This is a genomic window from Ruegeria alba, from assembly GCF_022321465.1.
Taxonomy (GTDB): domain Bacteria; phylum Pseudomonadota; class Alphaproteobacteria; order Rhodobacterales; family Rhodobacteraceae; genus Ruegeria_B; species Ruegeria_B alba.
Window position 1 is genome coordinate 298,879 of record NZ_JAKOEM010000001.1, and the last position, 15,074, is coordinate 313,952.

Consider the following 15,074-nt stretch of genomic DNA (forward strand, 5'->3'; position numbering starts at 1 on the left):
CTATTCGCCCTGGGTCTGTTCGTTGACGGCCTGGCTGGCGGCGGCGGCAACCGCCGATTTCTGCTCGGGCGTCATATGTTCGGCGTCGTCGAGGCCGGGGATGGCCACGCGCACCTCGCGGCGGGCGAAGTCGATGCCGTTGGCCTTGAACTCGGCTTTGACCTTGTTGAAGATCTCCTTGCGCAGGGTGAACTGCTTGCCGGGCTTGGCCATGAACTTGCCCCGGATGATCATGCCGACATCGTCGAAATCGAACACGCCCTGCGATTTGAAGGGTTGCAGGAAGCCTTCGGCATGGGTCGGGTCGGCCATCATCTCGGCGCCGATCTTCTTGAAGATCTTCTTGACCTTGTTCGGATCGGTGTCGAAAGGCACGGTGAACTTCAGCTTCATGATTACCCAGTCGCGGCTGAAATTGGTCAGTTTGGCGATCTCGCCATAGGGGATCGTGTGCACCGGGCCGCGATGGTGGCGCAGCTGCATCGAGCGGATAGAGATCTTTTCGACCGTGCCGGTGGTGCCGCCTACATCGACATATTCACCCACGCGGAACGCGTCGTCGATCAGGAAGAACACCCCGCCCACGATGTCGGCGACCAGTTTCTGGGCACCGAAACCGATGGCCAGGCCGAGGATCCCGGCACCGGCCAGCAGCGGCGTGATGTCCAGCCCCAGCGCCCCCAGGGCCAAGAGTCCGAAGATCACCGCGATGGCAACCTGCGCCGTGACTCGCATCAGGGGCAGAACGGTCACCAGGCGCGAGCCTCCGGCGCCACCGCCTTCGCCCGCTTCCTCGTCCGGGCTTTGATCGACCGCCGTCTGCTCCTTTGCCAGGCGACGGTTGATCCAGAGCGAAATGACCTCGTCCAGAATGTAACCTACGGCAATGATGATCAGGAACTGGATGACCGCCCCGCCAACATCGGACCCGGCACCCGCCACGTTGCGCAGGTCGATCTGCCAGGCATTGGCGATCATCAGAACGACAAAGACCCCGGCCAGAACCCGGCCAATGCGGATATAGCTGCGTTTGGTGGCGCGATAGGCCTGTTCGGCAATGGCGCCGGTGCCGATGATCGGCGGTTGCAGATGCCGTACCAGCCCCCGGATCAGGGTGTCGATGGCCGGGGCCATCAGCAGCCAGAACATGGTCACGTAATGAGCGCCCGCGCCCACATTGGCCAGAACCGCCATGTCGCGGATCGCCACGAAATATTCGACGATCAGCCAGACAACGGCCGAGACCGCGATGGCAAAATAGGGGTAGTAGCTGGCGACCTTCTCGTCGAATGCGGTACGGTCGGGATCATCGCCACGCATCATCTCGGTCAGGCCACTGCGCGCGGTCCAGGCGATCAGCGCGATATAGATATGGATCGAGCTGTTCAGCCAGAATCCCAGCCGCATATCCCCCATCGCCACGCCGTTCAGATTATTGAAGGTGACGATGAACAGGGTAAAGCCGATCAGCAGGAACAGGCCGATCTGGTTGCGGTGCAGATACTGCGCCCAGCGGTCATCGGCATTGACCAGCCGCAGATCGGGCCGGTTCGGCGCGAGGATAAAGCGCGAGATCGCCGCCCCCAGACGCGGCAACCAGATCAGGTAGAGCACGAAGGGCGCCGCATAGGCGATCTGTTCGGGCTCCAGCAGGCGGCGTCCGACAAAGACCAGGGTATAGTAGAACACGACCAGCCCCAGAACCTCGCGGCAGAACCGCCGGAACAGATAACTGACCGCGCCGCGCAAGTCGTCCGAAGCAGCAGCGGGGTCGGCCTTGATCCACGAGCGGGTCACATAGACCGCCAGCTTTTCGGCGGCGAAGCCGATTGCAAGGGCCAACAGGGTGTAGCCGAACAGGGTGGCCATGCCCGCGCTGCCCAGCGAGTTTGCGAAATTCGACAGCGCCTCGCCCTGTTTTGTCACCAGCAGCGGCACCTTGCGAACGGCATCCAGCCACGAGGCGACCAGCGCCTTGGCGGCGTCACCGACCCGGGCGATGGGCCCCTTGCGCGGTTCGGGTTGTTCCTGGCTGGCCTGCGCTACGGCATCCAGCCGCTCCAGGAGCAGGGCGCGGACCTGATCGTCGGACAGGCGCGCGACCAGATCGTCGACCTGGTCGGGGGTCAGGTCATCGGGAACTGTGGGTGTGGTTTCCGCCGCGCTGCCCGAGGGCAACGGAACCTGGGCCGCCAACGGGACGGATATACAGAACAGGGCGGCCAGCAGGGCCAGCACCTTGAATAGCGGTTTCATGAATTGCCCTCGTGTATTCTTTATATGTTCCGTTTCTACCGCGCGTTGGCGTGAACTCAAACAGTTTCACCGGAAAGAGAGCGGTTCCGGGCCAAAGACGAAAAAAAAAGGCCGAGCACTAAGCTCGGCCATAGTCCAACAGGGAGGTATGAAGGTGACGAGCGTCTAAGCATCATCGCCTTCGAGTGCTGATTTAGGAGGCATGGGGCGTTTCTTCAAGAACTTTGATGTCGCAGGTGCAGCATTCCCGCTATGCAATTGTTGCATGGCTGGTCAAAATCAGAGAATCCCCAGCTCCTTCAGCTGTTTGCGATGGGCGATGATCTCTTCCTGAACGAAGTCGCGGAATGCCGCGACGCGCTGGGAATGGCGCAGTTCCTCTGGATAGGCCAGATAAACCGGGACCTGCGCCGATTTGATATCGGGCAGGACATGGATGAGGTCGGGGAAATCCTGTGTCACATAGTCGGGCAGGACGCCGATGCCCAGATTGTGCAGCACGCCCTGAAGCACGCCGAAATAGTTGTTCACCGTCAGCAGCGACGAGGGGTTGTAGGCCAGCAGGTGCTGAGCCAGCACCACGCTGGCACCCACCTGGGCGGCGTTGGTGTTCTGGCAGATCAGCCGGTGTTCGCTGATGTCGCTGATATCCTGCGGCGTGCCCGCCGAGTCGAGATAGGCGCGGGTGGCATAGAGCTTCATCTCGACGGTCATCAGCCGTTTGCGGATCAGATCGGCCTGGCTGGGCTCTTTCATGCGGATGGCCACGTCGGCCTCGCGCATGGGTAGGTCCAGCACCCGTTCCTCGAGCATCAAGTCGACCTTGAGATCGGGATATTTCTGGTAGAGCGCGGTCAGGCGCGGCGCCAGCCACAACGTGCCAAAGCCAAAGGTGGTGGTGACGCGCAATTCGCCGAACACCTCTTCCTCGCTGTCGCGGATGCGGGCGGCGGCGGCATCCAGACGCTTGGCCATGGATTTCGTGGCGTCAAACAGCAGCTCACCCTGCTCGGTCAGAATCAGGCCGCGCGCATGGCGGTGAAAGAGCGTCGCGTTCAACGATTCCTCGAGCGCCCGGATCTGACGGCTGACCGCCGATTGCGACAGGTTCAGACGGTCGCCCGCGTGGGTCAGGCTGCCCGCATCGGCAACCGCGTGAAATATCCGAAGCTTGTCCCAGTCCATATCCGCAACTTTCTTTATGCGCCCGACGACCTATATGAAACACATGACAAATTCCACAAGGAACGATGTATAACTGCGCGTGAAGGCGAAAAAACCACCTATGCAGGTCAGCAATTGTGACCTATATTCGGGCATCACTGACAAGCCGATCCGGCGCAGGGGAGACGTCTGATGAGCCAACCCAAACTCACGCTAAACGACAAGTTCGATCTGGAGAAGAGCCCGGTGCTGCTGAATGGCACCCAGGCCCTGGTTCGCCTGATGTTGATGCAGAAGGCGCGCGATACTGCCGCCGGTTTGAACACCGCCGGTCTGGTCACCGGCTATCGTGGTTCGCCGCTGGGCGCGGTCGATTTGCAGATGAGCCGGGCGCAAAAGCAGCTGAACGCGGCCGATGTCACGTTTCAGTTCGGGCTGAACGAGGATCTGGCGGCCACCGCGCTGTGGGGCAGTCAACAGGCGGGGCTGCGCGGTGACGGCAAATATGACGGCGTATTTGGCCTGTGGTACGGCAAGGGGCCGGGGGTGGACCGTTCGGGCGACGTGATGCGCCACGCCAACATGGCCGGCACCGCCAAACATGGTGGCGTCCTGATGGCGATGGGCGACGACCACACCGGCGAAAGCTCGACCGTGCTGCACCAGTCGGAATGGGCGCTGGTCGATGCCTATATGCCGGTGGTCAGCCCCGCAGGTGTGCAGGAAATCCTTGATTACGGTATCTACGGCTATGCGCTCAGCCGGTTCTCGGGCCTTTGGGTGGGTCTCAAGACCATGAAGGACACGATCGAGGTGACCTCGGTCGTGGATGGCCGTCCCGACCGGATGCAACTGGTGACCCCGGAATTCGACATGCCCGAGGGCGGGTTGAACATCCGACTGGGTGACACGCCGCACCTGCAAGAGGGGCGGATCATCGATTACAAACGCTTTGCCGCCGAGGCGTTCAGCCGCGCCAACCGGATGGACAAGCGGGTCTGGGGCAAGCCGGGCGCCAAGATCGGCATTGTCGCGGCGGGCAAGAACTGGCTCGACTTGGTGCATGCGATGTCGCTCTTGAACATCGACGAGGCTGAGGCCGAGCGGCTGGGCATCACCACCTACAAGGTCGGCCAGACCTTTCCGCTGGACATGCAGAGTTTTCACGACTGGGCCGAGGAACTCGACCTGGTGGTGATCGTTGAAGAGAAACGCAAGCTGATCGAGGTGCAGGTCAAGGAGGCGATCTTTGATGACCGTCAGGGCCGCCGCGTCTATGGCTGGTACAAGGGCGGTGCCGGGGCGCTGCACCGAGAGGAACTGTTCCCGACCCGGGGCGCGCTGGACCCGATCCTGATCGCCGAGAAGCTGGGCGCGATCTTTATCGAAGAGGGGCGCGAGACCGATGGGATCCGCGCCGGCCTGAACGCGCTGGCCGATGCGCGGCGCAACGACAACGCGCAGGAAATCGCGTCGCGCCTGCCGTATTTCTGCTCGGGTTGCCCGCATAACAGCTCGACCAAGGTGCCCGATGGCAGCCGCGCCTATGCCGGGATCGGCTGTCACTATATGGTGCAGTGGATGGACCGGAACACCCAAGGGTTCACCCATATGGGCGGTGAAGGGGCGAACTGGATCGGCGAGGCGCCGTTCTCCAAGACCAAGCACGTGTTCCAGAACCTGGGCGATGGCACTTACAACCATTCGGGCGTGCAAGCGATTCGCGCCGCCTTGGCGGCTGGCACCAACATCACCTACAAGATCCTGTTCAACGACGCGGTCGCAATGACCGGCGGACAGGAGAACGAAGGCGATCTGACCGCGCCCCGCATCGTGGCCGAGCTGAAGGCGATGGGGATCAAGGAACTTGCCGTTGTCTATGACGAGAAGGAAGATGTGGACCGGTCGCAGTTCCCCTCGGGGGTGCCGTTCCACGAGCGGGCGGAGCTGATGCAGGTGCAAAAGCGCTTCCGCGAGATCGAGGGCGTCAGCGCCATCGTCTATATCCAGACGTGCGCCGCCGAGAAGCGCCGCCGGCGCAAGCGCGGCACCTTCCCCGACCCGGACAAGCGGGTGTTCATCAACACCGATATCTGCGAGGGCTGCGGCGATTGCGGGGTGCAGTCGAACTGTGTCTCGATCGTGCCCAAGGAAACCGAACTGGGCCGCAAGCGGGCGATCGACCAATCCTCGTGCAACAAGGATTTCTCTTGCGTCAAAGGGTTCTGCCCGTCCTTCGTGACGGTGCAGGGCGCCAAGATCCGTAAGGAGGCCACCGCCGAGATCGACCTGCCGCATCTGCCGATGCCGGACCTGCCTGCTATCACCGGCACCCATAACGTGGTGATCACCGGCGTCGGTGGCACCGGGGTCGTGACCATCGGCGCGGTACTGGCGCAGGCCGCCCAGATCGACGGCAAGGGCGCAGGCATGATGGAGATGGCGGGGCTGGCGCAAAAGGGTGGCGCCGTGCATATCCATTGCCGCATTGCCAACCGGCCCGAGGATATCAGCGCCATCCGCGTCGCCACCGGCGAGGCGCATGCGCTGATCGGCGGCGACCTTGTGGTAAGCGCTGGGGCCAAGACGCTGGGCCTGACCCGAACCGGAACCACAGGCGCGGTGGTCAACAGCCACGAGATCATCACCGGTGATTTCACCCGCAACACCGATTTCACCATCCCCGCCGACCGGCTGAGCCTGGCGCTTGAGGCGCGATTGAAAGAGCGGCTGGATCTGTTCGATGCGTCCGAGCTGGCGCGCGCGGTGATGGGCGATTCGATCTATTCCAACATGATGGTGTTCGGCGCCGCCTGGCAGCGCGGGCTGCTGCCGGTCACCCACGAAGCCATCATGCAGGCGATCGAGCTGAACGGCGCCGCGGTCGAACGCAACAAGCGCGCCTTTGACATCGGCCGCTGGGCGGTTCTGCACCCGGACGAGGCCGCGCGCCTGATCCGGCCCGGTGTGGTCGAGCTGCCGAAATCGCCCGAGGACAAGATCGCCTATCGCGCCGAACATCTGACTGCCTATCAGGGCGCGCGACTGGCCAAGCGCTATCGCAAGCTGGTGGACGGGATCGAGGACGGCGATCTGCGCGCGGCGGTGGCCGAGGGCTATCACAAGCTGTTGTCCTACAAGGATGAATACGAGGTGGCGCGCCTGCTGCTCGACAGCCGCGACAAGGCCGCGGCCGAGTTTGATGGCGATCTGAAGCTGACCCTGCACCTGTCGCCGCCGATCCTGGGCGGTAAAGATGCGGATGGGCGCCCGAAAAAGCGCGAGTTTTCCGAGCGCTGGCTGGGGCTCTTCAAGCTGCTGGCGCGGATGAAGGGACTGCGCGGCACGCCGCTCGACCTGTTCGGCTATACCGCCGAGCGCAAGATGGAGAGGGCGCTGATCCGGCAATATGAAAAGGACATGCGCGAGGTGCTGCCGAAACTCGACAGCCGCACCCGCGATGCCATCGTGGCGCTGGCACGGCTGCCGTTGGACATCCGCGGCTTTGGTCCGGTGAAGATGGCAAACGAGGCCAAGGCCGCCAAGCGGCGCGAGGAGTTGCTGTCGGTGATCCGTCATGGCGGGCCGGAACTGGCAAAAGCGGCGGAATAACGCGTCATTTGACTGTTACAGGCTCTATGCAAAATCCAGGACTGCCCCTATTTCAGGGGCAGTTTTTTTCGGAGCTATTCATGACCGCACAGCGCCATATCGCCCGCGATATCAGCTATGCCCATTCCGCCGCGACCAGGGGAGGACGGGCGGTGATCCGCCTGATGGAGAACACCACCGGTCGTCTGGGCCTGATCCGCCGGGCGCAGGGATACGAACGCGAAGTGGCGCGGGGCCGCGATTTCTGGGCGGTGATGGCCGAGCGATATGGCCTGACACTGGATGTGGTGGGCGGAGAGTTGGCGAATATTCCACAGGACGGCCCGCTGATCCTGATCGCCAATCACCCCTACGGCATCCTCGACGGGCTGATGATGGGGCATATCCTGTCTCACACACGGGGAGATTTCCGCATCATTGCAAACCGCGTGTTCCGCAAGGCCGAGGATATCAACCGGATCATCCTGCCGATCTCGTTCGACGACACCCGTGAGGCCATGCAGCTGAACATCGACACCCGCCGACAGGCGTTGAACTATCTGGGGCAGGGTGGCGCGATCGGCATCTTTCCCGGCGGCACCGTCTCGACCGGGCTGCATCCGTTCTCGCATCCGATGGATCCGGGCTGGCGCGGTTTTACCGCGCGAATGGTGGCGAAATCCAACGCGGTGGTGGTACCGGTCTTCTTTGACGGCCATACCAGCCGGTTGTTTCAGATCGCCAGCCACCTGCATTCGACCCTGCGCATGGGCCTGTTGATCAAGGAATTCCGCAAACGGGTGGATACGCCCGTGCGGGTGGTGGTGGGCCAGCCCATCGGGCGCGACATTCTGGACCCCTTGGCGCGGGACACGCGCAAGATGATGGATTTTCTGCGCAAGGCAACGTATGAGCTGTCTCCGACGCCGCTCAAGTCCTATGACTACGGCTATGAATTCGAGGAACGGCATCGCGCCTGAAGGGAAAGATGGCAGTAGGGATATTCGATTCGGGCCTGGGTGGTCTGACCGTACTGGAAGCCGCGCAGAAACGGTTGCCGGAGGTAGAGTTCCTCTACTACGCCGACAGCGCCCATGCGCCTTATGGGGTGCGCACGCCCGAGGATATCTTTCAACTGACCCGCGCGGCGGTTCATGATTTGTGGAACCGGGGCTGTGACCTGGTGATCCTGGCCTGCAACACCGCCAGCGCCGCCGCGCTGCGCCGGATGCAGGAAGAGGGCGTGCCGCCGGGCAAGCGGGTGCTGGGCGTCTTTGTGCCGTTGATCGAGGCGCTGACCGAGCGGCAATGGGGTGATAACAGCCCCCCGCGCGAGGTCGAGGTCAAGAACGTCGCCCTGTTCGCCACGCCCGCCACCGTGGCCAGCCGCGCGTTCCAGCGCGAACTGGCCTTTCGCGCCATCGGTGTGGATGTCGAGGCGCAGGCTTGCGGTGGTGTGGTCGATGCCATCGAAGAGGGCGACCTGATCCTGGCCGAGGCATTGGTGCGCAGCCATGTGGACGCGCTGAAACGCAAGATGCCCTATCCGCAGGCGGCCATTCTGGGCTGTACGCACTACCCGCTGATGGAGCCGATCTTTCAGGACGCACTGGGCCCCGATGTCCGGGTGTTCAGCCAGGGCAATCTGGTGGCCGACAGCCTGGCCGATTACCTGGAGCGTCACCCGAACATGCGCGGCAGCGGCGCGGCGGGGTATCTCACCACCGGCAAGCCCGCCACCGTCAGCAATCGCGCGACCCAGTTCCTGCGACGACAGATCACCTTTGCCGCCGCCTGACTTCGGTCAAGGCGCGCGCTGCCTCACCGTCTTATGCCCCATGCGGGGCGGTCGCGATGCGACGAAACCACAGTTGAGAAGAGGTCGGACATGACCCACAAGATCGCTATTCTGGGTGCCAGCGGTTACACCGGGGCCGAACTGATCCGGCTGATCGCCGAACACCCGAACATGGAAATCGTCGCCCTGTCGGGCGAGCGCAAGGCCGGGCAGAGCATGGCCGAAGTGTTCCCGCATCTGCGCCATCTGGACCTGCCGGTGCTGTGCAAGATCGACGAGATCGACTTTGCCGGGATCGACCTGTGCTTTTGCGCGCTGCCGCACAAGACCAGCCAGGAGGTGATCCGCGCCCTGCCTTCAACGCTCAGGATCGTCGATCTGAGCGCCGATTTCCGGCTGCGCGATCCCGAGGCCTATCGTAAATGGTATGGCAACGACCATGTGGCGCTGGAGCAGCAGGCCGAGGCGGTTTACGGCCTGACCGAGTTCTACCGCGACCAGATCCGCACCGCACGGCTGGTGGCGGGAACCGGCTGCAACGCGGCCACCGGACAATATGTGCTGCGACCGCTGATCGCCGCCGGTGTCATCGACCTGGACGAGATCATCCTTGACCTGAAATGCGCGGTATCCGGCGCCGGGCGCAGCCTGAAGGAAAACCTGCTGCATGCCGAGCTGAGCGAGGGCTATAACGCCTATGCGGTGGGCGGCACCCACCGGCATCTGGGCGAGTTCGATCAGGAATTCTCGGCGCTGGCCGGGCGTCCGGTGCAGGTGCAGTTCACCCCGCATCTGATCCCCGCCAACCGGGGCATCCTGGCCACCGCCTATGTGCGCGGCGATGCGCAAACCGTGTTTGAGACGCTGGCCGCGGCCTATGCGGACGAACCGTTCCTGCATGTGCTGCCCTTTGGCGAGACACCCTCGACCCATCATGTGCGCGGCTCGAACCATTGCCATATCGGGGTGACGGGCGACCGTCTCGCGGGCCGGGCCATCGTGATCGCGGCGCTGGATAACCTGACAAAAGGTAGCAGTGGCCAGGCCTTGCAGAACGCCAACCTGATGTTAGGTGAAACAGAGACCACCGGGCTGACCATGGCCCCGCTATTCCCGTGAGGACGAGATGAAATCGCTGAAGAAACAACGACGTATCCAGGTGATCATACTGGCAACTGTCGCTCTGGTTCTGGCGACGGGGCTGATCGGCTATGCCATGCGCGACGGCATCAACTTCTTCCGGGCACCCAGCGACATCATCGCCGAACCGCCGCAGCCCAGCGAGACCTTTCGCATCGGCGGGCTGGTCGAGGACGGCACCCTCGTGCGGGGTCAGGGCGAGACCGTGCGCTTTTCGGTGACAGATGGCGGCGCCAGCGTGCCGGTTGTGTTTACCGGCGTGCTGCCTGATCTCTTTGCCGAGAACCAGGGCATGATCGGAACCGGGCGTTACGTGAATGGCGTCTTTGAAGCTTCTGAAATCCTTGCCAAACATGACGAGACCTATATGCCGAAAGAGGTCATGGACGCGCTCAAGGAGCAGGGCGTCTATCAGGCGCCCGAGAGCTGACACCAAAAACTGAAAAGGCGCCTTGGGCGGGAGTATTTGAAGCGGACTGAAGATAGGGGCGTTGCGCAAGCAGCGCCCTTTGCACTTGCCGGGGTTTAACTGTTTTTCGGCCTCATCTGGGCGGTTCTGATGGAGGTCGAGACCAATGCAGACGGTACGACAGATCGCCCTGGAGATCGTGGCCCGAGAGGGCGGGTTCGTGAACGATCCCGACGATCCGGGCGGGGCGACCAATTTCGGGGTGACGATCCACACGATGCGGCGGCTGGGGCTGGATGTGACCGGCGATGGCGCCGTGGATGTGGCCGATGTGCGGGCGCTGAGCCGGGAGCAGGCGGTCGAGATATTCCTGACCCATTATTTTGCCCGCCCGCGCATCGGCGAGATGCCCGAGGCGGTACAGGCTTCGCTCTTTGACATGTATGTGAATGCGGGCGGGAACGCGGTGAAAATCCTGCAACACCTGCTGCGTGACATGGGCTATGAGGTGGCGGTGGATGGGGCGATCGGGCCGCAGACCCTGCGCGCGGCGCGGGATGCGGCGGTGCCGCGCCCCGAGGCGTTGCGCGATGCCTATGGGGTGGCGCGGCGGAACTACTATTTCCGTCTGGCCGACCGGCGCCCGGCCAGCCGCAAATACGCCCGCACCCGCGCCGGCGGCAAAGGCGGCTGGATCAAGCGGGCCGAGGAATTCATGGCGCCCGAATACCATCTGAGCGAGGCGGAGTTTCAGCGGAGGGTTTCGGCATGGGGCTGATCGGCGATCTGCTGGGAATGCTGTTTGGCGGCGACCGCAACGCGGTGCGCGAAACGGTCGAGGTGTTCCGCGAGAATGCCGAGGCCGGGGCGGCACGCGCAACCCAGGTGCAGATGGGCGCGCTGGACCAGTTCGCGGCGGAATTCACCGTGCCCCGGCGTGGCGCGTTCGACCGGTTCATGGACGGGCTGAATCGGCTGCCGCGCCCGGCGCTGGCGCTGGGGACACTGGGCCTGTTCATTGCGGCGATGGCCGATCCGATCTGGTTCGGCGAGCGGATGCAGGGCCTGGCGCTGGTGCCCGAACCGCTGTGGTGGCTGTTGGGCGTCATCGTGTCGTTCTATTTCGGTGCTCGCCACCAGGCCAAGACGCAGGATTTCCAGCGCGATCTGGCCGCCACCATGGCGCGCGTGCCGCAGGCGGTCGAGAATATCCGCGCGCTGCGCGCCCTGCGCCATGACAGCCCCGGCGTGGCCGATGCCGGGCCCGATGCGCGCCTTGCGCTGGCGGCGGCAACCCCCGAGGCCAACCCCGCGCTGGAGGAGTGGCGCCGCCTGAAACGGGCCTGACGGCGCGACACTATGCGCCGCCGATCCCGGCGAAAGGGATTGGCGGTGCCGGGGCCGGGGTCTATATCTCGGGTCATGATTACGGAACTCGGTCACTTCGCCCTCATCCTCGCCTTCATGGTCGCCATCGTGCAGATGGTCGTGCCCATGATCGGAGCCCATAAACGCTGGCCCGGCTGGATGGCCCTGGCCGAACCGGCGGCGGGGGCGCAGTTCCTGCTCACCGCCTTTGCGTTTGCCGCGCTGGTCTGGGCCTTTGTGACCTCGGATTTCTCGCTGCGGCTGGTGGTGCTGAACAGCCATTCGGCCAAACCGATGCTGTACAAGATCAGCGGCACATGGGGCAATCACGAGGGATCCATGCTGCTCTGGGTGCTGATCGTCACCCTGTTTGGCGCCATGGCGGCCTGGTTTGGCGGCGGGCTGCCGCCGACGCTCAAGGCCCGCGTGCTGGCGGTGCAATCGGCGATCGCGGTGGCGTTTTTTGCCTTCATCCTGTTCACCTCGAACCCGTTTCTGCGCCTTGCGGTGCCGCCCTTTGACGGGCAGGACCTGAACCCGCTGTTGCAGGATCCGGGCCTCGCGTTCCATCCGCCGTTCCTGTATCTCGGCTATGTCGGCCTGAGCATGGCGTTTTCCTTTGCCGTTGCCGCCCTGATCGAGGGGCGCGTCGATGCCGCGTGGGGCCGCTGGGTGCGTCCCTGGACGCTGGCGGCGTGGATTTTCCTGACCATCGGGATCGCGCTGGGATCGTGGTGGGCCTATTACGAGCTGGGCTGGGGCGGGTTCTGGTTCTGGGACCCGGTTGAAAACGCCAGCTTCATGCCCTGGCTGCTTGCCGCCGCTTTGCTGCATTCGGCCATCGTGGTGGAAAAGCGCGAGGCGCTGAAAAGCTGGACCATCCTGCTGGCGATCCTTGCCTTCGGCTTCTCGCTCATTGGCACCTTCATCGTGCGTTCGGGCCTGTTGACCAGCGTGCATGCCTTTGCCAACGACCCCGAGCGCGGCGTGTTCATCCTGATCATTCTGGGCCTCTTTACCGGTGGCGCGCTGACGCTCTTTGCCGCGCGCGCCCAGGCGATGGAGGCCAAGGGTGTCTTTTCCATGGTCAGTCGCGAAAGCGCGCTGGTGCTCAACAATATCCTGCTGGCTGTGTCGGCCTTTGTGGTGTTCTTTGGCACGCTCTGGCCGATCCTGGCCGAGATGTTCTTTGACCGCAAACTCTCGGTCGGGGCGCCGTTCTTCAACGCCGCCTTCACCCCGTTCATGGTGGCATTGGGTGTGGTGTTGCCGCTGGGTGCCATGCTGCCCTGGAAACGCGGCAAGCTGGGCCGGGTGGCGCACAGCCTGCGCTATGCCTTTGTGCTGGCGCTGGCGCTGGCGATCCTGGTCTGGGTGATGCAGACCGGGCGCAGCGCGCTGGGACCGGTGGGCCTTTTCCTGGGGGCGTGGATCACCTTCGGCGCCATCGTCGATCTGTGGAGCCGCACCGGGCGCGGCGGCAGCGTGGCGCGGCTGTTCCGTCTGCCGCGCGCCGACTGGGGCAAGGCGGTGGCTCATTCCGGTCTGGGTGTCACCATGTTCGCCATTGCCGGGCTGATGGCTTGGGAGGTCGAGGATATCCGTGTTGCGCGTATTGGCGAACCGTTCGAGGTGGGCGGGTTTACCCTGACGCTCGACGGGGTCGAGCGGGTACAGGGACCCAACTATATCTCGACCATGGGCAATGTCCGGCTGGAAAAGGCGGGCCGCGCCATCGACACGCTGCACCCTGAAAAGCGCGACTATCCGGTCGCGCGCATGCCCACCACCGAGGCGGCGATTGACTATCGCATTCTGCGCGATGTCTATGTGGTGATCGGCGACCGTCAGGATGACGGCGGCTGGACCATGCGGACCTATATCAAGCCCTTTGCCAACTGGATATGGGGCGGCTGTATCCTGATGGCGCTTGGCGGCGCGCTCAGCCTCAGCGACCGGCGCTTCCGGGTGGCGGCAGGCGCGCGCAAGGCGCCGGCCAGCGGGGTGCCTGCGGAATGAAACGCCTGATCCTGATCCTGATCCTGTCGCTGATCGCGGCGCCGCTCTGGGCGGTGCAGCCTGACGAGGTGCTGGATGATCCCGTGCTCGAATCCCGCGCGCGGGACCTGAGCGAGGGGCTGCGCTGCCTTGTCTGCCGCAACGAGAGCATCGACGAATCCAATGCCGAGCTGGCCCGCGATTTGCGCCTGCTGTTGCGCGAACGGCTGGTGGCGGGGGACAGCGACGAACAGGCGGTGGCCTATATCGTCGACCGCTACGGCGAATATGTGCTGCTGAAACCTACCGCGAGCGGGGCCAACTGGCTGTTGTGGCTGGCCGGTCCCCTGATGCTGCTGGCGGCGGCGGGCATGGGCTGGGGTTTTGTGCGCGGGCGGGCGGCGGCGGCCCCCGCCACAGAGGCCGCTCTGAGTGCCGACGAGCAGGAGCGTCTGCGCCGTATTCTGGAAGAGTGACGCGCGGTTTCGCTTTCCCAGCACGTCAACTTGCGCCAGTTTGCGGCGCAACAGCATCCAACCGGGGGCCTCTCGCATGCAATACGACACCATCTCTCTGGACATCGCCGACGGTCTGGCGGTTCTGACCCTGAACCGCCCCGACAAGATGAACGCGCTGACCAGCCGGATGCGGGCCGAGATCACCCATGCCATGAAGGCCGCCGCCCGCGAGGCGCGCGCCATCGTGCTGACCGGTGCGGGGCGGGCCTTTTGCACCGGTCAGGATCTGGGCGATGCGGGCAGTTCCGGCAAGATCGACCTGGAACGCACCCTGCGCGACGAATACAACCCCATGCTCGAGGCGATCTATGATTGTCCGGTGCCCACCATTGCGGCGGTCAATGGCCCGGCGGCGGGGGCAGGGGCCAATCTGGCACTCTGTGCCGATGTGGTGATCGCAACCGAAAGCGCCTATTTCCTGCAGGCCTTTGCCCGCATCGGCCTGATGCCCGATGCCGGCGGCACCTGGTTCCTGCCGCGCCAGATGGGCCTGGCCAAGGCGATGGGCGCGGCCCTGTTCGCCGACAAGATCGACGCCCGCCAGGCCGAGGCCTGGGGCATGATCTGGGAGGCGGTCCCCGACGCCGAATTCGACGCCCATTGGCGCAAGCGCGCTGCCTATCTGGCCAATGGTCCCACCGCAGCTTTCGCCAATATCAAGAAGGCGATCCGGGGTACTTACGGCACCGCGCTGCCCGACCAGCTGGCGACCGAGGCGCATTTGCAGGGCGAATGCGGCCGCAGCCGCGATTTTCAGGAAGGCGTCGTCGCCTTCATGGAAAAGCGCGCCGCCAAGTTTGAAGGTCGGTGAACGAAGGCCGGATTGACAACC

The 15,074-nt window shown here is 63.9% G+C and carries 12 protein-coding genes; 10 read left to right on the plus strand and 2 right to left on the minus strand.

Annotated elements, in window-relative coordinates; translation table 11 throughout:
- Both MB818_RS01480 and MB818_RS01485 read right to left on the minus strand, forming a co-directional pair.
- A complete protein-coding gene (locus MB818_RS01480; RefSeq protein WP_238903638.1) occupies positions 1–2,256 on the minus strand; it encodes a mechanosensitive ion channel family protein in 2,256 nt (751 codons plus the stop codon).
- A gap of 279 nt (positions 2,257–2,535) precedes the next feature.
- Entirely contained in the window at positions 2,536–3,441 is a 906-nt protein-coding gene (locus MB818_RS01485; RefSeq protein ID WP_234136570.1) for a LysR family transcriptional regulator, read from the minus strand.
- A gap of 171 nt (positions 3,442–3,612) precedes the next feature.
- Between MB818_RS01485 and MB818_RS01490 the strand changes: the two genes are divergently transcribed.
- The 10 genes from MB818_RS01490 (at position 3,613) to MB818_RS01535 (ending at position 15,053) form a co-directional block, all read left to right on the plus strand.
- The gene (locus MB818_RS01490) at positions 3,613–7,032 is read left to right on the plus strand and encodes an indolepyruvate ferredoxin oxidoreductase family protein (protein ID WP_238903640.1); all 3,420 of its coding nucleotides are present in this window, start codon (positions 3,613–3,615) and stop codon (positions 7,030–7,032) included.
- Between the two features lie 80 nt (positions 7,033–7,112).
- Positions 7,113–7,991 carry a lysophospholipid acyltransferase family protein gene (locus MB818_RS01495; RefSeq protein WP_234166685.1) on the plus strand — a complete coding sequence of 293 codons (879 nt, stop codon included), beginning with the start codon at positions 7,113–7,115 and terminating at the stop codon, positions 7,989–7,991.
- An 8-nt stretch (positions 7,992–7,999) separates the two neighbouring features.
- Positions 8,000–8,809: a glutamate racemase gene (murI, locus tag MB818_RS01500; RefSeq protein ID WP_234136573.1), complete on the plus strand. Its 810-nt coding sequence runs from the start codon at positions 8,000–8,002 to the stop codon at positions 8,807–8,809.
- Positions 8,810–8,899: 90 nt separating this feature from the next.
- Positions 8,900–9,928 carry an N-acetyl-gamma-glutamyl-phosphate reductase gene (gene argC / locus MB818_RS01505; protein ID WP_238903642.1) on the plus strand — a complete coding sequence of 343 codons (1,029 nt, stop codon included), beginning with the start codon at positions 8,900–8,902 and terminating at the stop codon, positions 9,926–9,928.
- A 7-nt stretch (positions 9,929–9,935) separates the two neighbouring features.
- Positions 9,936–10,379 carry a cytochrome c maturation protein CcmE gene (gene ccmE / locus MB818_RS01510; RefSeq protein WP_011047610.1) on the plus strand — a complete coding sequence of 148 codons (444 nt, stop codon included), beginning with the start codon at positions 9,936–9,938 and terminating at the stop codon, positions 10,377–10,379.
- Positions 10,380–10,524: 145 nt separating this feature from the next.
- Positions 10,525–11,136 (plus strand): holin-associated N-acetylmuramidase, encoded by a 612-nt coding sequence (locus MB818_RS01515; RefSeq protein ID WP_234183392.1) that lies wholly within the window; start codon positions 10,525–10,527, stop codon positions 11,134–11,136.
- A complete protein-coding gene (locus tag MB818_RS01520; RefSeq protein WP_238903644.1) occupies positions 11,127–11,705 on the plus strand; it encodes a holin family protein in 579 nt (192 codons plus the stop codon). Before MB818_RS01515 ends, MB818_RS01520 begins: the two co-directional genes overlap by 10 nt.
- Positions 11,706–11,780: 75 nt before the next feature.
- Complete coding sequence (locus tag MB818_RS01525; protein WP_234144030.1) at positions 11,781–13,745, plus strand: heme lyase CcmF/NrfE family subunit; 1,965 nt, start codon at positions 11,781–11,783, stop codon at positions 13,743–13,745.
- Positions 13,742–14,200 carry a cytochrome c-type biogenesis protein gene (locus MB818_RS01530; RefSeq protein ID WP_234175834.1) on the plus strand — a complete coding sequence of 153 codons (459 nt, stop codon included), beginning with the start codon at positions 13,742–13,744 and terminating at the stop codon, positions 14,198–14,200. The genes MB818_RS01525 and MB818_RS01530 overlap by 4 nt, the downstream gene beginning before the upstream one ends.
- A 76-nt stretch (positions 14,201–14,276) precedes the next feature.
- A complete protein-coding gene (locus MB818_RS01535; protein WP_234136579.1) occupies positions 14,277–15,053 on the plus strand; it encodes an enoyl-CoA hydratase-related protein in 777 nt (258 codons plus the stop codon).
- Positions 15,054–15,074 lie beyond the last annotated feature (21 nt).